Raw genomic sequence first — 17,317 nt, forward strand, 5'->3', positions numbered from 1 at the left:
GGAGAAGGTATCAACGATCCTGAAATAGCGGCTCGGGCAAGCCCTTGACGCCGGGATCGAGGGCGAACACGCCACCGGCGAGTGACTGTGGATCATGGTCGTCACCGGGGCGAATCGAGGTCACGTACAGTGTGTCCAGTCGACTGCCACCGAAGGCGCACATGGTCGGTTTTTTCACGGGAACGGCCAGGGAGCGGTCGAGACGACCGTCGGGGGTGAAGCGGTGAATCAACCCGGCGTCATTGGCGCAGATCCAGTAGCAGCCTTCGGCATCCACGGCCGCGCCGTCGGGGCGACCGGCAAACCGGTTCATGTCGACATAGACCCGGCGATTGGACGGTGTGCCGCTGTCGATGTCGTAGTCGAAGGCCCAGATCTGCTGGACCGATGGATGGGAGTCGGACAGGTACATCGTGCGTCCGTCCGGGCTGAAGCCCAGGCCATTGGGCACGATGAAGCCGCCCAGTCGTGCTGCCAGCGGCCCGGGTTGCCCGGCGCTGTAGCGATAAAGCATGCCGTCGGCTGCATTGGCGCCCATGTTCAGCACCATGCTGCCGGCCCAGAAACGCCCCTGACGGTCACAGCGACCATCGTTGAGGCGCATGTCCGGGCGGGCATGATCGACATGGGCCAGAGGTTCGCTGTCGAGACTGCCGTCAGTGTGCGGCGTCAGGTGGAAAAAGCCGCTCTCCATGCCTGCGACCCAGCCACCGTCGGGATGGCGGACGATGCACGCGAGCATTTCCGGGGTTTTCCAAGCGTCGACATGACCGGTATCAGCGCTCCAGCGTTGCAGGCCCCCGGCGGGAATATCGACCCAGTACAGGGCGTTTTCCCCGGGGACCCAGACCGGGCTTTCACCGACTGCGTTGCGGGCATCGACAATCAATTCGGCTTGCATGGCAACTCATTCCCTTGGGATTGTTGTGGGGATCAAGTGATCAGCAGGATTGGTTTCAGTCGCCGAACGGACCCGCCGCGCAGAAGGCACCGCCCTGATAGACCCGTGCCGGATCATTGGCGGCGGGCATGGGTTGGGCCTCGACTTTTTCGCGGAACACTTCGGAGGTGTCGTTCGGGGCATAACCCAGCGCGGCAGCGTAGCGGTTGTCCCACCAGATGTCCTTGTTGTCGGACACGCCGTAGACCACGGTGTGACCGACGTCCGGGGTGTACAACGCGCGCTCGAGCAATTGGGTGAGGTCGCCGAAGCTCAGCCAGGTACTCATCATCCGGCGGTTTTGTGGTTCCGGGAACGAAGAGCCGATCCGCACGCTGACGGTTTCGATGCCATAGCGGTCGAAGTAGAAGGTCGCCATGTCTTCGCCATAGGACTTGGACAAACCGTAGTAACTGTCCGGGCGGTGAGGGGAGCGGGCATCGATGACTTCATCCTGCTTGTAGAAGCCGATGACATGGTTGGAGCTGGCGAAGATCACGCGTTTCACACCGTGACGGCGCGCGGCTTCATAGATGTGGAACACGCCGCAAATATTGGCGCCGAGGATGTCTTCGAAGGAATGCTCGGTGGACACGCCGCCGAAGTGCAGGATGGCGTCCACGCCTTCGACCAATTGATGCACGGCGTGCTTGTCGGCGAGGTCGCAGGGTACGACTTCTTCGCGATCATCGATGGCTGGGGCGATGTCCGCGATGTCCGACAGGCGAATGACATTGGCATAGGGGCGCAGACTTTCGCGCAAGACTTTGCCCAGGCCACCGGCAGCACCGGTCAGAAGCAGGCGATTGAAAGGGGCGCGGGCTGTTGAAGTGGTCGTCATGGGAATCCCTGGACAGGTTGTCATGAAATTGTTGTAGGTTGTCGTACGACTATGTCGAAGTATCGTAAGACTTCCCGGTTTTTGTCAAACCAACTTTGATGGAAATTGACGCGGGGGCAAGACACTCACCCTGTGGGAGCGAGCCTGCTCGCGAAGGCGCCAAGTCAGGCAACATTAATGTTGAATGTTAAACCGCTTTCGCGAGCAGGCTCGCTCCCACAGTGATTACAGCAGGCTGATTGGATAGCTGATGAATATCCGGTTTTCATCGAACTCGTTGGTGCTGAAGTTCTTGCGGATACTCGCGTTGCGCCATTTGACGTTGAGGTTTTTCAGCGGTCCGCTCTGCACGGTATAGGCCAGTTCCGATTCGCGTCCCCACTCCTTGCCGTCGGTGATAGTGCCGGTGTGTACGTTGTCGCCGCTGATGTAGCGGTTCATCAGGGTCAGACCGGGAATGCCGAGGGCAACGAAGTTGTAGTCGTGGCGCACCTGCCAGGATTTCTCCCGGGCGTTGTCGTAGCTGGAGTTGTAACTGTCGTTGGCCAGGGTGCCGCCGCTGGTGCCGTTGACCCGCATCCAGACATCATCGCCGTTGAGTTTTTGCAGGCCGACGTAGAAGGTGTTGCCACCGTACTTGGCCGAGAGCAGGGCGAAGGCGGTTTTGTTGTCGAGGTCGCCGGCCAGGGCGCTGCCGTCTTCCTTGCCGATGAAATAGCCAAGGTTGGCGCCCAGTGTCCAGTCGCCCAGGGGCTGGCTATGAGTCAGGTTGAAATACTGCTGCTGATAAATATCGCTGAGTTCGGCGTACCAAACACCGATCTGGGTACGTTTGTCGTTGAAGGCGTATTCGCCGCCCCCGAAGTTGAACCGGTCCGAGGTGAACGCCGCTTTGCCGTTCATGAACATGTCTTCCATGCTCGCATCGTTACGCGGGCTGTTCTGGCGGAACTGGCCGCCGTAGAGCGTCAGGCCACTGATTTCCGTGGAGGTCAACTGAGCGCCCTGGAAGGTTTGCGGCAGCGAGCGGCCGTCGTCGGAGCGCAGGATCGGCAGCACCGGCATCCATTCACCGACCTTCAATTCGGTTTTCGACACCTTGCCCTTGAGCGCCACGCCCAGGCGGCCGAAGTTGTCGGCAGGGCGGCCGTCATCGTGGATCGGCAGCAACTGAGTACCGCCAGTGCCTTTACCGCCATCGAGCTTTTGCGAGTACAGCCCCAGCACATCCACACCGAAGCCGACCGGGCCTTGGGTGTAACCGGATTTGGCATCGAGGATGAAGTTCTGCGTCCACTCTTCAGCCTTGCCCTGGGGGTAGGCCGGGTTGGTGAAGTTGCGGTTGAAGTAGGCGTTGCGCAGATTCAGCGTGGCTTTGGCGTCATCGGTGAAACCTTCGGCCTGGCTGACCATGGGCAGGGCGAGGGCGAGGCTGCTGCAACCGATCAGGCTCAGGGTGTGACGACGGGCAAAGGTGGGACGGAGACTGCGGAGGGATGAATTGCGGGCGAGTTTGCTCACTGTGACGCTCTCTTGTTTTTTGTTGTTATGGTTGTCATACGTCGTCGTACAACATGAGGGCGATTATTTGCGAGGGCTTTACGTGTTGTCAATCAGAAGTTGTACGATGACTCGAAAGCCTGCCTCGACCCTGTAGGAGCGAGCCTGCTCGCGAAGACTGACAGGCAGTCAACATTGAGGGTGAATGTGAGATTGCTATTCGCGAGCAGGCTCACTCCCACAGGAGATTGGGGGGTGTCAGCTGGAAATCATCGGCGGCATGGTACCGAGTAGAGAGACCGCTGCCACCGCGCCCATCCCCAGCAACCATTCCAGCATCACGCTCTTGCGCAACGTCGCCAGACGCGGTTCACAGTCGTTGATCTGCAACCGATTGAACAGCGCCAACCCAAGCATTGCCGCAATCAACATGACCTTGATCAACAGAATCAAGGCAAACCCGGACAGCAGGGGCGTCGGCCAGAAGGCCCCCGTAAGCACCCGCACGTTGATCAGGCCGGTGACCAACAACCCGGCCACCAACCCGTAACCGACACCACTGAAACGCTGCAACAGCGCGCTGATGGAATGCCCGTCAGGTCGCCACAGGATCATCACCAGCAGCATCAAGCCACCGAGCCAGGCGCCGACGCAGGTCAGGTGCACCAGTTGATTGAGGATGAGCAGTTGGCCCTCGATACCGTCGAGCATGGCGCCATGACCGACCGGGGCCAGGGTCGCCATCAGCAAGCTGCCGAGAATAATTTGCAAGGGCCGGCTGGCACGCAGCGGTGTCAGCAGCAACACGACCAGCACCCCGTTGAGCACCAGGTGCCAGCGCCAGACCTGACCAAAAAAAGTACGGTCCAGCACCAGGCGCAAGGTCGATGGCTCGAACGCCGCGTCCCAGGCACCGGCCATGCTGGCGGTGACCAGCAGCAACCAGCCAACGCCGCTGATCAGCGCCACGGCCGCCAGCCAACGGCTGATACGGGCCAACGGCTGATCCAGTGTTGTGCCGCGCGCTAACAGCAGCGGCCTGAACACCCACGCCCCGAATAGCATCAGCACCACGGTGAAATGCAGGAAACGGCACAGCACCATCGCGCTCGTCATGTATTACTGGCCGACCGTGAACGCGTAAGCGCCTTCGCTTTTGTGGGTATCGACCGACACGACGTGCCACTCGACTTTGTAGTTGCCTTTGGTCAAGGGGACGGCCGGGGTGACGATCAGGGTCTTTTTATCGCCGCCTTGGGTGATCAGGCTTTTCACCAGTACGTCGGCACCGTCCTTGGTGATCGTGACTTTGCAGAAGTCGGCTTCGACCCCTTCGGAAAAGATCAGGCTCAATTCTGCCGGCGCGCTGACGGTGCTGTCGGCGGCGGGCGTCTGGCTCTTCAAATGAGCGTGGGCCCACACCGACGAAGCGGCGAGCAGCGAGCCGAGCAGGGCGGCGGCGGTCAGGGTTTTCTTGAAGCGCATGTTGAGTCCCTCGGCGGCAGGTTCGATGTGGGCGCAAGTTTAGTCGCGCGACGCGAGTTATACGAAGTTTGCTTTTACCCTGTCGCCGCGAGGTAGAGCGGATGCTAGTCTTGTTTAACGCTGTTGTCAGGGAGCCCTCATGGGCAATCACAAGATCGAGATTCGTCGCAGTAACGTCGAGAAAATCCTGCTGGGGGCCGAGAAGGTTTTCGCCGAAAAAGGCTTCGGCAGCACCGCCATGGCCGACATCGCCGCCGAGGTGCAACTGCCTCGCTCCAATCTGCATTACTACTTCAGCACCAAGACCGAGCTATACAGCGCTGTGCTGTTGGGCCTGCTGGAAGTGTGGAAGCAGGACGCGCTGTGCTTCGAGATGTTCGATGACCCGCGGGTGGTGCTCAGCAGCTACATCCGCGCCAAGATGAACCACTCCCGCAGCCGGCCCTACGGTTCGAAAGTCTGGGCCAACGAAATCATCCACGGCGCACCGACCCTGGGCGAGACACTGGACGCCAGCCTGTACGATTGGGCCAAGATGAAAGAAGCGAAAATCCGCCAATGGGTGGACGACAAACGCATCCTGCCGGTGGAGCCCTCGAGCCTGCTGTACATGATCTGGGCCTCGACCCAGCACTACGCCGACTTCGATCACCAAGTGAATATTCTCAATGACCATCAGCCGCTGTCGGACATGCAGTTCGAGCGGGCGGTGCAGACGGTGACGAGTGTGATTTTGCGGGGGATTGGGCTGGAGCCTTGAAGAGGTGTGGTGTTGCTGCTGGCCTCATCGCGGGCAAGCCTTGCTCCCACAGGTTAAAGGTAGCTCACACATTAATGAGTCGACTTTAATCCTGTGGGAGCAAGGCTTGCCCGCGATGGCGCCAGTTCAGGCACCGTAAATTTCAGACTGCTACATGGTAGGGATTCCTCGGATCGTGGTTCCAATCCAGAAACGGTTTCCCGGTGTAGCACTACGCCGATTTCGATCACCAGGTGAATATTCTCAATGACCATCAGCCGCTGTCGGACATGCAGTTCGAGCGCGCGGTGCAGACGGTGACGAGTGTGATATTGCGGGGGATTGGGTTGGAGCCTTGAAGAGGTGTGGTGTTGCTGCTGGCCTCATCGCGGGCAAGCCTTGCTCCCACAGGTTAAAGGTAGCTCACACATTGATGAGTCGACTTTAATCCTGTGGGAGCAAGGCTTGCCCGCGATGGCGTCAGTTCAGGCACCGCTGAACTCAGACGGCAACGTGATACGGATTCCTCGGATCATGGTTCCAATCCAGAAACGGTTTCCCGGTGTCCACCGGCACCATTTCGATGCAGTCCTGCACCGGGCAGGTGATCTGGCATAAATTGCAGCCCACGCATTCCTCATCGATCACTTCATAGGCGTGGGTCCCATCGGCCTTTTTCACGCTGGCCACCGCTTGGTGCGAGGTGTCTTCGCAGGCGATGTGGCAGCGGCCGCACCCGATGCACGCCTCCTGGTCGATCTTCGCGATCACCTGATAGTTGATGTCCAGGTACTTCCAGTCCGTGGTATTGGCCACCGCCCGACCTGAGAACTGCGAAATGCTCGCGTAACCCTGACTGTCCATCCAGCGCGACAGGCCGTCCTTCATTTCCTCGACGATCCGGAAGCCGTGCAGCATGGCCGCTGTGCACACCTGCACCGACCCACTGCCCAGGGCGATGAATTCCGCCGCGTCGCGCCAGTTGCCGATACCGCCAATGCCACTGATCGGCAGGCCCTGGGTCTGCGGGTCGCGGGCGATTTCGGCAACCATGTTCAGGGCAATCGGCTTGACCGCCGAACCGCAATAGCCGCCATGGGTGCTCTGGCTGCCGACCATCGGATTGGCCACCATGCGCTCCAGATTGACGCTGGTGATCGAATTGATGGTGTTGATCAGCGACACGGCATCGGCACCGCCCCTGTGCGCCGCGCGGGCGGCGACGCGGATGTCGGTGATATTCGGCGTGAGCTTGACGATCACCGGCAGCGAACAATACGTCTTGCACCAGCGCGTGACCTGTTCGACGTACTCCGGCACCTGGCCGACCGCCGCACCCATGCCGCGTTCCGGCATGCCGTGGGGGCAACCGAAGTTCAATTCGATGCCGTCGGCACCGGTGGCTTCCACCAGCGGCAGGATGTTTTTCCAGGATTCCTCGACGCAGGGCACCATCAACGACACGATCAGCGCGCGGTCCGGCCAGTCCTTTTTGACCTGGGTGATTTCCCGCAGGTTGATCTCCAGCGAACGGTCGGTGATCAGTTCGATGTTGTTAAAGCCGAGAACCTCTCTATTAGCCCCGAAATGCGCCGAGTAACGCGACGACACGTTGACCGCCGCCGGGTCCTCACCCAGGGTTTTCCAGACCACGCCGCCCCAGCCGGCCTCGAAGGCGCGGACCACGTTGTAGGCCTTGTCGGTCGGTGGCGCGGAGGCCAGCCAGAACGGATTGGGGCTTTTGATGCCGGCGAAGACAATCGACAGATCGGCCATTTACGCAGCCTCCACGTTGAGCATCAGTTGAGCGTTGATGGCCTCGGCGGCCTGTTTGCCGTGCTGCACCGCTTGCACGGTGAGGTCCTGGTCCAGGCTGGTGCAGTCGCCGCCGGCATACACGCCGGGGATGCTCGTGCGCAGCTGCTCGTCCACCTGTATACGATCGCCCTGGCGCTTGAGTTCACGGGCCAATGGGTCGGTGAGGGCGGTCTCATCGAAGCTCTGGCCGATGGCTTTGAAGATCGCGTTGGCGGCCAGGTCGAAGGTTTCGCCGGTGGTCTGCAGGCGGCCCTCGACCAGGAGGGTGCGGGCGAAACGCATGCCGCGCACCTGACCCAGATCATCGAGCAGCACTTCGTCCGGTTGCGCCCAGGTCAACAGGCGTACCTGATTGGCCTTGGCGATGTCCTGCTCGTGGTGGGTGGCGCCCATGTCTTCGACACCACGGCGGTACACCAGGTTGACGTCATGGGCACCGAGGCGGGCCATTTGCACGGCCATGTCGATGGCGGTATTGCCGGCGCCGAGCACGATGCAATGGTCAGCCAGCGGCAATTGGGTCAGGTCATCGGCCTGGCGCAGCTCGCGGATGTAGTCGGTGGCAGCGAGCAGACCAGGTGCCTCTTCATGCGGTAGACCCAGCTGTTTGCTGGCATTGAGGCCGAGGCCGAGGAATACCGCGTCGAACTGTTGATGCAGGTCGCTGAGGCTCAGGTTGTCGCCGAGCTTCTGACCGTGGCGGATTTCGATGCCACCGATCTCCAGCAGAAAGTCCAGCTCCTTCTGCGCGTAATCGTCCACCAGTTTGTACTTGGCGATCCCGTATTCATTGAGGCCGCCGGCCTTTTCCCGTGCCTCGAAAATCACCACGTCATGGCCGTGCATGGCGCTGCGATGGGCGCAGGACAACCCGGCCGGACCGGCGCCGACCACGGCAATGCGCTTACCGGTGGCGGCGGCGCGAGGGAAGGGGTGCTGGCTGAAATGCGCGTTGTCCACGGCGTAACGTTGCAAGAGTCCGATCAACACCGGCGCGCATTCATGGGCGTTGTTGCGCACACAGGCTTGCTGGCAAAGGATCTCTGTCGGGCAGACCCGGGCGCAACTGCCGCCAAGAATGTTGGCCGAGAGGATTTTCTGTGCCGCACCCTGGACGTTGTCCTGATGGATGTTGCGGATGAACGAGGGGATGTCGATTTCGCTCGGACAGGCATTCACGCAAGGTGCGTCGTAGCAATACAGGCAGCGCGAGGCTTCCAGGTGGGCCTGTCGGTCATTGAGCGGCGGCGCCAGATCGGTAAAATGGCTGGCGAGGGCGGCCGCATTCTCGTAAGGGTGCGGGAGATGGCTCAGGGTCTTGATCACGGTTGTTAGCCTCACGGTGATGGAGGTTATGCCTCTGGTGGGCATTGATTTTTTGTGTCGTCCGTACCGGCCCCATCGCTGGCAAGCCAGCTCCCACAGGGTTTGTGAACACCCGAGATCCCTGTGGGAGCTGCGGTGCGACGATTCGACTTGCCAGCGATAGGCCGAAGGCCGCTCTCAGCGTTTCACGGCCACCGGCTGATTCAACTCGGCCCGCTTGCTCAACAAGTCAAACACCGCCGGATAAGCCGGCCGTTCGACATACCGCCCGGCCCCGCGCTCGGCGCGCAAATCGCCGTCGGCCCAGACCACCCGGCCCTGGCTGATGGTGTGGCTGGGTACGCCGCGCACGACCTTGCCTTCGAAGATGTTGAAATCGACCTGCTGGTGATGGGTCTTGGCCGAAATCGTTCGTGTACCTTGCGGGTCCCATAGCACCAGGTCGGCATCGGCGCCCACGCGGATCGCGCCTTTGCGTGGGTAAAGGTTGAAGATCTTCGCGGTGTTGGTCGAGGTCAGGGCGACAAAGTGCTGCATCGACAGACGCCCGGTGTTCACCCCTTCCTCCCAGAGCACGGCCATACGGTCTTCGATGCCGGCAGTGCCATTGGGGATTTTGCTGAAATCGTCCTTGCCGGCGGCTTTTTGTTCGGCGCAGAAGCAGCAGTGGTCGGTGGCGGTGGTGTGCAGGTTGCCGGCTTGCAGGCCATGCCACAGGGCTTCCTGATGACCGCGAGGGCGGAAGGGCGGGCTCATCACGTAACCGGCGGCGGTCTGCCAGTCCGGGTGTTGATAGACGCTGTCGTCCAGCAGCAAATGCCCGGCCAGCACTTCGCCGTAGACCGGTTGGCCCTTGGCCCGGGCGTAGGTGATTTCGTCGAGGGCTTCCCGGGTCGAGACATGCACCAGGTACAGCGGCGTGCCGAGGGTTTCGGCAATGCGGATCGCCCGGCTCGCGGCTTCACCTTCGACTTGGGAAGGACGCGACAGCGGATGGGCTTCCGGCCCGGTCATGCCCTGGGCCATCAGCTTGCGTTGCAGGTGATAGACCAGCTCGCCGTTTTCTGCGTGCACGGTCGGCACCGCGCCCAATTCCAGGCAACGCTCGAAACTCGCCACCAGGGTGTCGTCGGCTGCCATGATCGCGTTTTTGTAAGCCATGAAGTGCTTGAAACTATTGACTCCGTGATGGTTCACCAGCTCGGCCATTTCCTCGCGGACCTGCTCGCTCCACCAGGTGATGGCGACGTGGAAGCCGTAGTCGGAAGCCGATTTCTCGGCCCAGCCGCGCCATTGATGAAAGGCTTCCATCAAGGACTGCTGTGGATTGGGAATCACGAAGTCAATGATCGAGGTGGTGCCACCGGCCAGACCCGCCGCCGTGCCGCTGAAAAAGTCCTCGCTGGCCACGGTGCCCATGAAGGGCAGTTGCATATGGGTGTGCGGGTCGATGCCGCCGGGCATCAGGTATTGGCCGCTGCCGTCGAGTATCTCGGCGCCTGCCGGCGCTTCGAGGTTTTCGCCGATGGCCTTGATCACGCCGTCTGCGCAATACACGTCGGCGCGATAACTTTCATCATGGGTAATAACGGTGGCGCCACGAATCAACAGAGACATTCCGGATTCCTCGCAGGCATGACCGGCTGATGCCGGTTCTTGACGTTCTTATATGAAGACAGCGAAAACAGGTGTGTTCCTGTCAGCGCTGTCAGGAATAAACGCTAGCTGCTGTTAGAGGAATCAGCAAGAATATTTTTTATAAGCTTATATCTGTTTTAACGCATTGATAATTAAAGATTAAAGTTGAAAATCACCAAAATGGTGAGGACGCTCACCATTTTGACGCACTTGACAGGATCGAAATATGGTCAAGATTTCCTATGTGAAATCAGCTGATTGAGCGTGGTCTATGGTTGATGCGCGGCATTGAAAAAAAGATCCACGCACCAGATTGAGTCCTGTCAGTTCGGACAACTTGCCTGACCTTCGGCCTGAGTGGCATTGCAAGTAACCGCGGATTCAAAAGTTGTATTAATAAAATCAGATACTTGCAAAGTGTTTATGGAACTGCCCGATGCGCAGACGGGGTGCCCGGCACGTTTATTGATGTCGCCAGCCCCTGATGAGCAAAAAAATAATTCAAAGAACAGTGGAGCGGCCATGCAACAGATCAGATCGCAAGTGACCGAGCGCGACGGCTTGTTTGAGCTGGAAGCCGGCAGCGATGTCCTCGACAGTCCCCGTTACAACCACGACATGGCACCGACCAAGGTGCGCGAACGAACCTGGAACAAATGGCACATCACCGCCCTATGGGTCGGCATGTCCATCTGCGTGCCGACCTATACCCTCGGCGGTGTGCTCACCGCGTACTTCGGCCTGAGCGTCGGTGAAGCGCTGATGGCGATTCTGTTCGCCAATATCATCGTGTTGATTCCCCTGACCCTGAACGCCTTTCCCGGCACCAAGTACGGCATTCCGTTCCCGGTGTTGCTGCGTTCGTCGTTCGGCATCCTTGGCTCCAACATCCCGTGCCTGATCCGCGCCTTGGTGGCGTGCGGCTGGTTCGGTATCCAGACGATGTTCGGTGGCCTGGCCATTCACCTGTTCCTGGGGTCGATTTTCGATGGCTGGAAATCCTTGGGCGGCACCGGTGAAGTCCTGGGGTTCATGATGTTCTGGACGCTGAACCTGTGGGTAGTGATTCGCGGCGCCGAGTCGATCAAATGGCTGGAAACCCTGTCCGCGCCGTTGCTGGTGGCCGTGGGCGTGGGGCTGCTGGTGTGGGCGATGCCCAATGTCTCGATGACCGAATTGCTGGCGATTCCGGCCAAGCGTCCTGAAGGGGCCAGTGTGGTCAGTTACTTCGCCGCCGGGCTCACCGCCATGGTCGGGTTCTGGGCCACGTTGTCGCTGAACATTCCAGACTTCAGTCGCTATGCCGAAAGCCAGAAGGCGCAGATCGTCGGGCAGATCATGGGCTTGCCGCTGACGATGTTCCTGTTCGCTTCGCTGGGCGTGGTCATGACCGCCGCCTCGGTGAAGCTGGTGGGCGTGACGGTCTCCGATCCGGTGACGCTGATCGGCCATATCCAGAGCCCGGTCTGGGTCGCGTTGGCCATGGCACTGATCATTATCGCCACGCTGTCCACCAACACCGCAGCCAACATCGTGTCGCCAACCAACGACTTCCAGAACATCGCACCCAGGGTGATCAACCGAACCAAAGCGGTGATGCTCACCGGTTTCGTTGGCCTGGCGCTGATGGGGCATGAACTGCTCAAGAAGCTAGGGCTGATCGTCTCGGACGTCAGCCTGGAAACCGTCTATTCCAACTGGTTGCTGGGCTATTCCAGCCTGCTGGGGCCGATTGCCGGGATCATGGTGGTGGACTATTTCCTGATCAAGAAACAGCAACTGGACCTGGCCGGGCTGTACCGCGATGACGTGTACCCGGCGTGGAACTGGAACGGTTTTCTCGCGTTCGGTGTGCCGGTGGTGCTGACGCTGTTGTCTCTGGGCAGCGACGCGTTCAGCTGGTTCTACAGCTATGGCTGGTTCACCGGCTCGGCCCTTGGCGGGTTGATTTATTACGGGTTGTGCGCGACGCGGCCCAGTCCATCCGTGGCGAAAACTGCGGTGTGAGCACTGGCCTCTTCGCTGGCAAGCCAGCTCCTACAGAGGATCGCGGTCAACTGTAGGAGCTGGCTTGCCAGCGAAGACGGCCTCACGAACACCCGGAAACTGCCTGAAAAAACCATAAGAACAGCCTGAGGAGATCCCCATGAACGCAGCCGTAGACGTTCTGCAGTCCACCCATCAGCACATCAACCGCGATCGCCTGTGGCAGTCGCTCATGGAGCTGGCCAGGCTCGGTGCCACGGTCAAGGGCGGCGTCTGCCGCCTGGCCCTGACCGACCTCGACCGCCAGGCCCGCGATACGTTTGTGCAGTGGTGCATCGATGCCGGCTGCACCGTCAGCATCGACGCCGTGGGCAACATCTTCGCCCGCCGCCCTGGGCGCAACCCGGACCTGCCGCCGGTGATGACCGGCAGCCACATCGACACCCAGCCCACCGGTGGCAAGTTCGATGGCTGCTTCGGCGTGCTGGCCGGGGTCGAAGTGCTGCGCACCCTTAATGACCTGGGCATTGAAACCGAGGCACCGCTGGAAGTGGTGGTGTGGACCAACGAAGAAGGCTCGCGCTTCGCCCCGTGCATGATGGGCTCCGGTGTGTTCGCGGAAAAATTCACCCTGGAAGAAACCCTGGCCAAGGTCGATGCCGAGGGCGTGACCGTCGGCGAGGCGTTGAACGCCATCGGTTATGCCGGGCCGCGCGCAGTCAGCGGTCACGCGGTGGGCGCCTACTTCGAAGCGCACATCGAGCAAGGGCCGATTCTGGAAGATGAACGCAAGACCATCGGCGTCGTCATGGGCGCCCTCGGGCAGAAGTGGTTCGACCTGAAACTGCGCGGCGTCGAAGCCCATGCCGGCCCGACCCCGATGCACCTGCGCAAGGATGCACTGGTCGGCGCCGCCGTGATCGTCGGCGCCGTCAACCGCGCCGCGCTCGGTCATCAACCCCACGCCTGCGGCACCGTCGGTTGCCTGCAAGCCTATCCCGGCTCACGTAACGTCATCCCCGGCGAAGTGCGCATGACCCTCGACTTCCGGCATCTGGAGCCGTCACGCCTGGACGCGATGATCGCCGAAGTTCGCGAAGTCATCGAAACCACCTGTGAGGAACATGGCCTGACCTACGAGCTGACACCCACCGCCGACTTCCCGCCGCTGTATTTCGACAAGGGCTGCGTCGAAGCGGTACGCGGCGCCGCGCAAGGGCTGGGCCTGTCCCACATGGACATCGTCAGCGGCGCGGGGCACGACGCGATATTCCTCGCGGAACTCGGTCCGGCCGGGATGATCTTCGTGCCGTGCGAAGGCGGCATCAGTCACAACGAAATCGAAAACGCCGCGCCGGATGACCTGGCGGCGGGGTGTGCGGTGCTGTTGCGGGCGATGCTGGCGGCGTCGGCGGCGATTGCCGGGGGGCAATTGGCTGCCTGAAATACGTGACGTGCGCTGAAAAAAAACAGCGCACGTCACAAACCGGTATCCCCAATCGTCATCCTGTTGAATCCCTCAAAACAGTGGAGCAACACGATGTCGTCCAACACTCAACCGGTCAACCTGCAACACGCCATGCCTCAGGTCTTCGAAAGCCTGGCCCGGGTTCATGTCGCCCTCGACAGCCACGACTTGCCGTCGAGCCTGAAGCACTTGGTTCACCTGCGCGCCTCGCAGATCAATCAATGCGGGTTCTGCGTGAAGATGCACAGCCGCGAGGCCCGCGAAGCCAATGAATCCAGTGAACGTCTGGACCGTTTGGTCGTCTGGCGTCACGTCAATGATTTCAGTGCCGCCGAACGCGCTGCCCTGGCCTGGACCGAAGCCCTGACCGTGCTCGACCAGAAGACCGATTACGCCAGCCTGCGCGCCGATTTGCGCGAGCATTTCGACGATGCCCTGATCGCTGCCTTGACGGCCGAGATCGGCATGATCAACCTGTGGAATCGTTTGCAGGTATCGAGACACTGATCGATGAATTGCACTGAAAACGCCGGCGCTGTGTTCGAGCAGCGCCGACCCTTTTTGCTGGGACTGGCCTATCGCATCCTCGGTTCGCGCGCCGAAGCCGAGGATGCGGTGCAAGAGCTGTTCATCAAATGGCTGGAAGCCGATCGTGCCGCCATCGCCACGCCGGCGGCCTGGCTGACCACGGCCTGCACCCGGCACTGCATCGACCTGCTGCGCTCGGCGCACAAGTCCAGGGTCGACTACATCGGCACCTGGCTGCCGGAGCCGATTCACACGACCCACCAGGATTCACCCGAACACATGCATGAACTGGCCTCGTCGCTCTCCACAGCTTTCCTGTTGTTGCTCGAACGCCTGACCCCCAAGGAACGCGCCGCGTACCTGCTTCACGAAATCTTCGAGATGGATTACCCGCAGGTTGCCGATGCCGTGGGTGTTCAGGAAGCGGCCTGTCGCAAACTGGTGTCCCGGGCCAAGGCCAGTCTCGGTGCCGGGCAGGTTCGTTATCGACCGCAAGTCGGTCGCCAGGAACAACTGCTCGACGCCTTCCACAGCGCCATCGCCAGCGGATCGACCGCCTCCCTGACGGCAATGCTCAGCGAAGACGTCGAACTGTGCGCCGACAGCGGCGGCAAGGCGGCGGCGATTCGCGAGACCTTGTCGGGTATCCATGCTGTACGGGATTTTATCGGCCGGTCTTTGCATGCCTATTGGCAGGCATGCGAATGGCTGCCCACCGAAATCAACGGCACCCAGGGCGTGATCATCCGGGCCGACGGCATGATTACGGCGTCGATGACCTTTGGTTTTGACGAAGCGGGGCGGGTGAGCCGGATTTTCATCATGCGTAATCCGGAGAAGTTAGTGGGACTGCAGGATTCACTCGACATGCGATAACAAGGTGGCAACGGTGGCCGGGCAAGTCGTCCGCACGATCGCCACCCCCCGCGGTCGACATCTTCACAGGTCGGCGCCTGCGCGCGCCGACGCCCCCGTGGAGATCCCATGAGCCAAGACGTTCTGACCACCGAAACCAGCCGTCGCCAGTTGCAGCAGATCATCACCGGCCTGTCCGACGGCGTCATCCTGCTGGAACTGGACGAGACGATCGTCTGGGCCAACGACGCCGCGCTGGCCATGCATGGCGTCGAGCGGATCGGCGAGCTGGGGGCCGACGCCAAGGAGTACGCGCGGCGCTTCGCCTTGCGTTATCGCAATAATCACCCGGTCCCGGTCGCGAATTATCCGATCAGTCGTGTCGCTCGCGGCGAGACGTTCAGTGACGTGCTGGTCGAGTTGACTCCGATCCATGACGAAGATCGCACCTGGGTCCATCGTGTGCGCAGCCTGGTAGTGACCGACAGCCACGGCGAGCCGGCGTCATTGGTGCTGATCATGGACGATGTCACTGACTGGGCCAGCGCCGAGCAGCGCTTCGAAAAAACCTTCGCCGCCAATCCGGCGCCTGCGGTGATCTGCCGTCTCAGCGATTTGCGCTACATCAAGGTCAATCCCGGATTTCTCGAAATGACCGGCTATGCCCGCGATCAAGTGATCGGCCACTCGACCTATGAGCTGGACGTGCTGGACCAGGCCGAAAACAAGGACCTGGCCAAGCAGCGCTTGCGCGAAGGCGCGACCATCCCGCAAATGCAGGCCGAGCTGCGTATGGCTGGCGGCGGCCACAAGCAAGTGATCGTCGCCGGGCAACCCCTGGAACTCAACGACGAACCCTGCATGCTGTTTTCCTTCGTCGACATGGAGCCCCGGCACAAGGCCGAAATCGCCCTGCGCCAGAGCGAGGAGCGTTTTGCCAAGGCGTTCCGCCTGACACCGGTGCCGATCCTGGTGTGCAGCGCGACTGATCAGGTGGTGCTGGATGTGAATGAGGCGTTCCTCGATACCCTCGTGTATCCCCGTGAAGAGGTGCTGGGCAAGACCATCGCCGAGATCGACTTCATCCATGACAGAGGGGCGAAGACAGCACTGTTCATGGCGCTGGAGAACAGCGCAAGCCTGGATCGCGTTGATGTTCGCGTGCGTAAAAAAGACGCCGAACTGATCGACTGCGCCGTATCGGCGGACACCGTGAACATCCAGGACAGCCCTTGCTACTTGCTGGTGTTGATGGACATCACCGAACGCAAACGCACGGAGCTGGAGCTGGTGGCGGCCATCGAAGAGGTGATGAAAGACGCCTCGTGGTTCAGCCGCACGCTGATCGAAAAACTGGCCAACGTGAAGCATGTCAATTCACCGCAGTTGCCCAGTGTGTCCTACACCGACCTGACGGCGCGGGAGCGAGAGGTACTTGAGCTGATCTGCGAAGGTCTGGCCGACAAGGAGATTGCCGCGCGCCTCAAGCTTGCGCCGAACACGGTGCGCAATCACGTGGCGACGGTGTACTCCAAGCTCGATCTGCACAGTCGCGGCGAAGCGATTGTCTGGGCGCGAGAGCGTGGGTTGTTCTCCAGTGCCGGGCGATCCAGGGGGCAGCGTTAAGGTGCAAATGCACTAGTCGCTCTAGTGCAAATGGATGTTTTGGCGAGGTGCGACGGCTCTTAGGCTGAGAGCGTGTGAACGGGGATCCCTGGATCTTCCGTCCGCGATTTCTCCAGCCGCTCAAGGACCCGCCATGCACCCAAAATCCATTCCATTCGCAGCCCCTTGCCACGAGGGTCAATTGTAATGATTCACGTGGCGCAACTGCGGCTGCTACTGGAGCGCAGCTTTTCTCCCCTGGCCTGCGATTGCACGATCACCGGCGATCATTCGTTGACAGTGAAGCTCTACCATCCGGTATCGGGGCAGGTGGACCTGGTGGTCAGTGGATTGAACGTGACAACACTCAACACCAGCGAAGCGGTTGTGGCGCTGATCGAGGAGCTGCGTTACGAACTGGAAAGCAACACCCTGCCTCGGCCCGATCCCGTACGATAGTTTTTGTCGGTTTTGACTCCCGGTCGGGCTTCAAGACCCACGAAAGCAGCTTTTCTGTGACCCAATCGTGAACTTTTTGGCAGTGTTTCGTTGTCACAAACTTATCGATCACTTATCGCGGGTCATCTT

The 17,317-nt window shown here is 60.6% G+C and carries 15 protein-coding genes and 1 pseudogene; 8 read left to right on the forward strand and 8 right to left on the reverse strand.

Annotated elements, in window-relative coordinates; translation table 11 throughout:
• Positions 1–10 precede the first annotated feature (10 nt).
• The 5 genes from GPL81_RS18985 to copC all read right to left on the reverse strand — a co-directional run bounded on the left by GPL81_RS18985 (position 11) and on the right by copC (position 4,766).
• Positions 11–901, reverse strand: a complete 891-nt coding sequence (locus tag GPL81_RS18985) for an SMP-30/gluconolactonase/LRE family protein (protein WP_160107951.1) — start codon at positions 899–901, stop codon at positions 11–13.
• A 55-nt stretch (positions 902–956) separates the two neighbouring features.
• The gene (locus GPL81_RS18990) at positions 957–1,781 is read right to left on the reverse strand and encodes an NAD-dependent epimerase/dehydratase family protein (RefSeq protein WP_160107952.1); all 825 of its coding nucleotides are present in this window, start codon (positions 1,779–1,781) and stop codon (positions 957–959) included.
• A gap of 225 nt (positions 1,782–2,006) precedes the next feature.
• Positions 2,007–3,302: an OprD family porin gene (locus tag GPL81_RS18995; RefSeq protein WP_160107953.1), complete on the reverse strand. Its 1,296-nt coding sequence runs from the start codon at positions 3,300–3,302 to the stop codon at positions 2,007–2,009.
• A gap of 237 nt (positions 3,303–3,539) precedes the next feature.
• A complete protein-coding gene (copD, locus tag GPL81_RS19000; protein WP_160107954.1) occupies positions 3,540–4,397 on the reverse strand; it encodes a copper homeostasis membrane protein CopD in 858 nt (285 codons plus the stop codon).
• Between the two features lie 3 nt (positions 4,398–4,400).
• Positions 4,401–4,766, reverse strand: a complete 366-nt coding sequence (copC, locus tag GPL81_RS19005) for a copper homeostasis periplasmic binding protein CopC (protein WP_160107955.1) — start codon at positions 4,764–4,766, stop codon at positions 4,401–4,403.
• 139 nt (positions 4,767–4,905) lie between these two features.
• Between copC and GPL81_RS19010 the strand changes: the two genes are divergently transcribed.
• Both GPL81_RS19010 and GPL81_RS19015 read left to right on the forward strand, forming a co-directional pair.
• Positions 4,906–5,526: a TetR/AcrR family transcriptional regulator gene (locus GPL81_RS19010; RefSeq protein WP_096510935.1), complete on the forward strand. Its 621-nt coding sequence runs from the start codon at positions 4,906–4,908 to the stop codon at positions 5,524–5,526.
• A gap of 209 nt (positions 5,527–5,735) precedes the next feature.
• Positions 5,736–5,864, forward strand: a pseudogene (locus tag GPL81_RS19015) (TetR family transcriptional regulator C-terminal domain-containing protein); the annotation flags it as partial.
• Between the two features lie 142 nt (positions 5,865–6,006).
• Here GPL81_RS19015 and preA read toward each other — a convergent pair.
• The 3 genes from preA to hydA all read right to left on the reverse strand — a co-directional run bounded on the left by preA (position 6,007) and on the right by hydA (position 10,266).
• Positions 6,007–7,281 carry an NAD-dependent dihydropyrimidine dehydrogenase subunit PreA gene (gene preA / locus GPL81_RS19020; RefSeq protein WP_096510937.1) on the reverse strand — a complete coding sequence of 425 codons (1,275 nt, stop codon included), beginning with the start codon at positions 7,279–7,281 and terminating at the stop codon, positions 6,007–6,009.
• Entirely contained in the window at positions 7,282–8,649 is a 1,368-nt protein-coding gene (locus GPL81_RS19025) for an NAD(P)-dependent oxidoreductase (protein WP_160107956.1), read from the reverse strand.
• A gap of 177 nt (positions 8,650–8,826) precedes the next feature.
• Positions 8,827–10,266 (reverse strand): dihydropyrimidinase, encoded by a 1,440-nt coding sequence (hydA, locus tag GPL81_RS19030; RefSeq protein WP_160107957.1) that lies wholly within the window; start codon positions 10,264–10,266, stop codon positions 8,827–8,829.
• A 543-nt stretch (positions 10,267–10,809) separates the two neighbouring features.
• On the opposite strand from hydA, the gene GPL81_RS19035 reads away from it, so the two are divergent.
• The 6 genes from GPL81_RS19035 (at position 10,810) to GPL81_RS19060 (ending at position 17,188) form a co-directional block, all read left to right on the forward strand.
• Complete coding sequence (locus GPL81_RS19035) at positions 10,810–12,294, forward strand: NCS1 family nucleobase:cation symporter-1 (RefSeq protein WP_160107958.1); 1,485 nt, start codon at positions 10,810–10,812, stop codon at positions 12,292–12,294.
• Between the two features lie 139 nt (positions 12,295–12,433).
• Positions 12,434–13,717, forward strand: a complete 1,284-nt coding sequence (locus GPL81_RS19040) for a Zn-dependent hydrolase (protein WP_160107959.1) — start codon at positions 12,434–12,436, stop codon at positions 13,715–13,717.
• A gap of 96 nt (positions 13,718–13,813) precedes the next feature.
• Positions 13,814–14,248, forward strand: coding sequence for a carboxymuconolactone decarboxylase family protein (locus GPL81_RS19045; RefSeq protein WP_160107960.1), 435 nt, complete (start codon positions 13,814–13,816; stop codon positions 14,246–14,248).
• Between the two features lie 3 nt (positions 14,249–14,251).
• Positions 14,252–15,145: an RNA polymerase sigma factor SigJ gene (sigJ, locus tag GPL81_RS19050; RefSeq protein WP_160107961.1), complete on the forward strand. Its 894-nt coding sequence runs from the start codon at positions 14,252–14,254 to the stop codon at positions 15,143–15,145.
• Between the two features lie 108 nt (positions 15,146–15,253).
• Complete coding sequence (locus GPL81_RS19055) at positions 15,254–16,750, forward strand: helix-turn-helix transcriptional regulator (RefSeq protein WP_160107962.1); 1,497 nt, start codon at positions 15,254–15,256, stop codon at positions 16,748–16,750.
• 186 nt (positions 16,751–16,936) lie between these two features.
• Positions 16,937–17,188, forward strand: coding sequence for a DUF1652 domain-containing protein (locus tag GPL81_RS19060; protein ID WP_160107963.1), 252 nt, complete (start codon positions 16,937–16,939; stop codon positions 17,186–17,188).
• Positions 17,189–17,317: the final 129 nt, after the last annotated feature.

Source organism: Pseudomonas izuensis (assembly GCF_009861505.1).
GTDB lineage: Bacteria > Pseudomonadota > Gammaproteobacteria > Pseudomonadales > Pseudomonadaceae > Aquipseudomonas > Aquipseudomonas izuensis.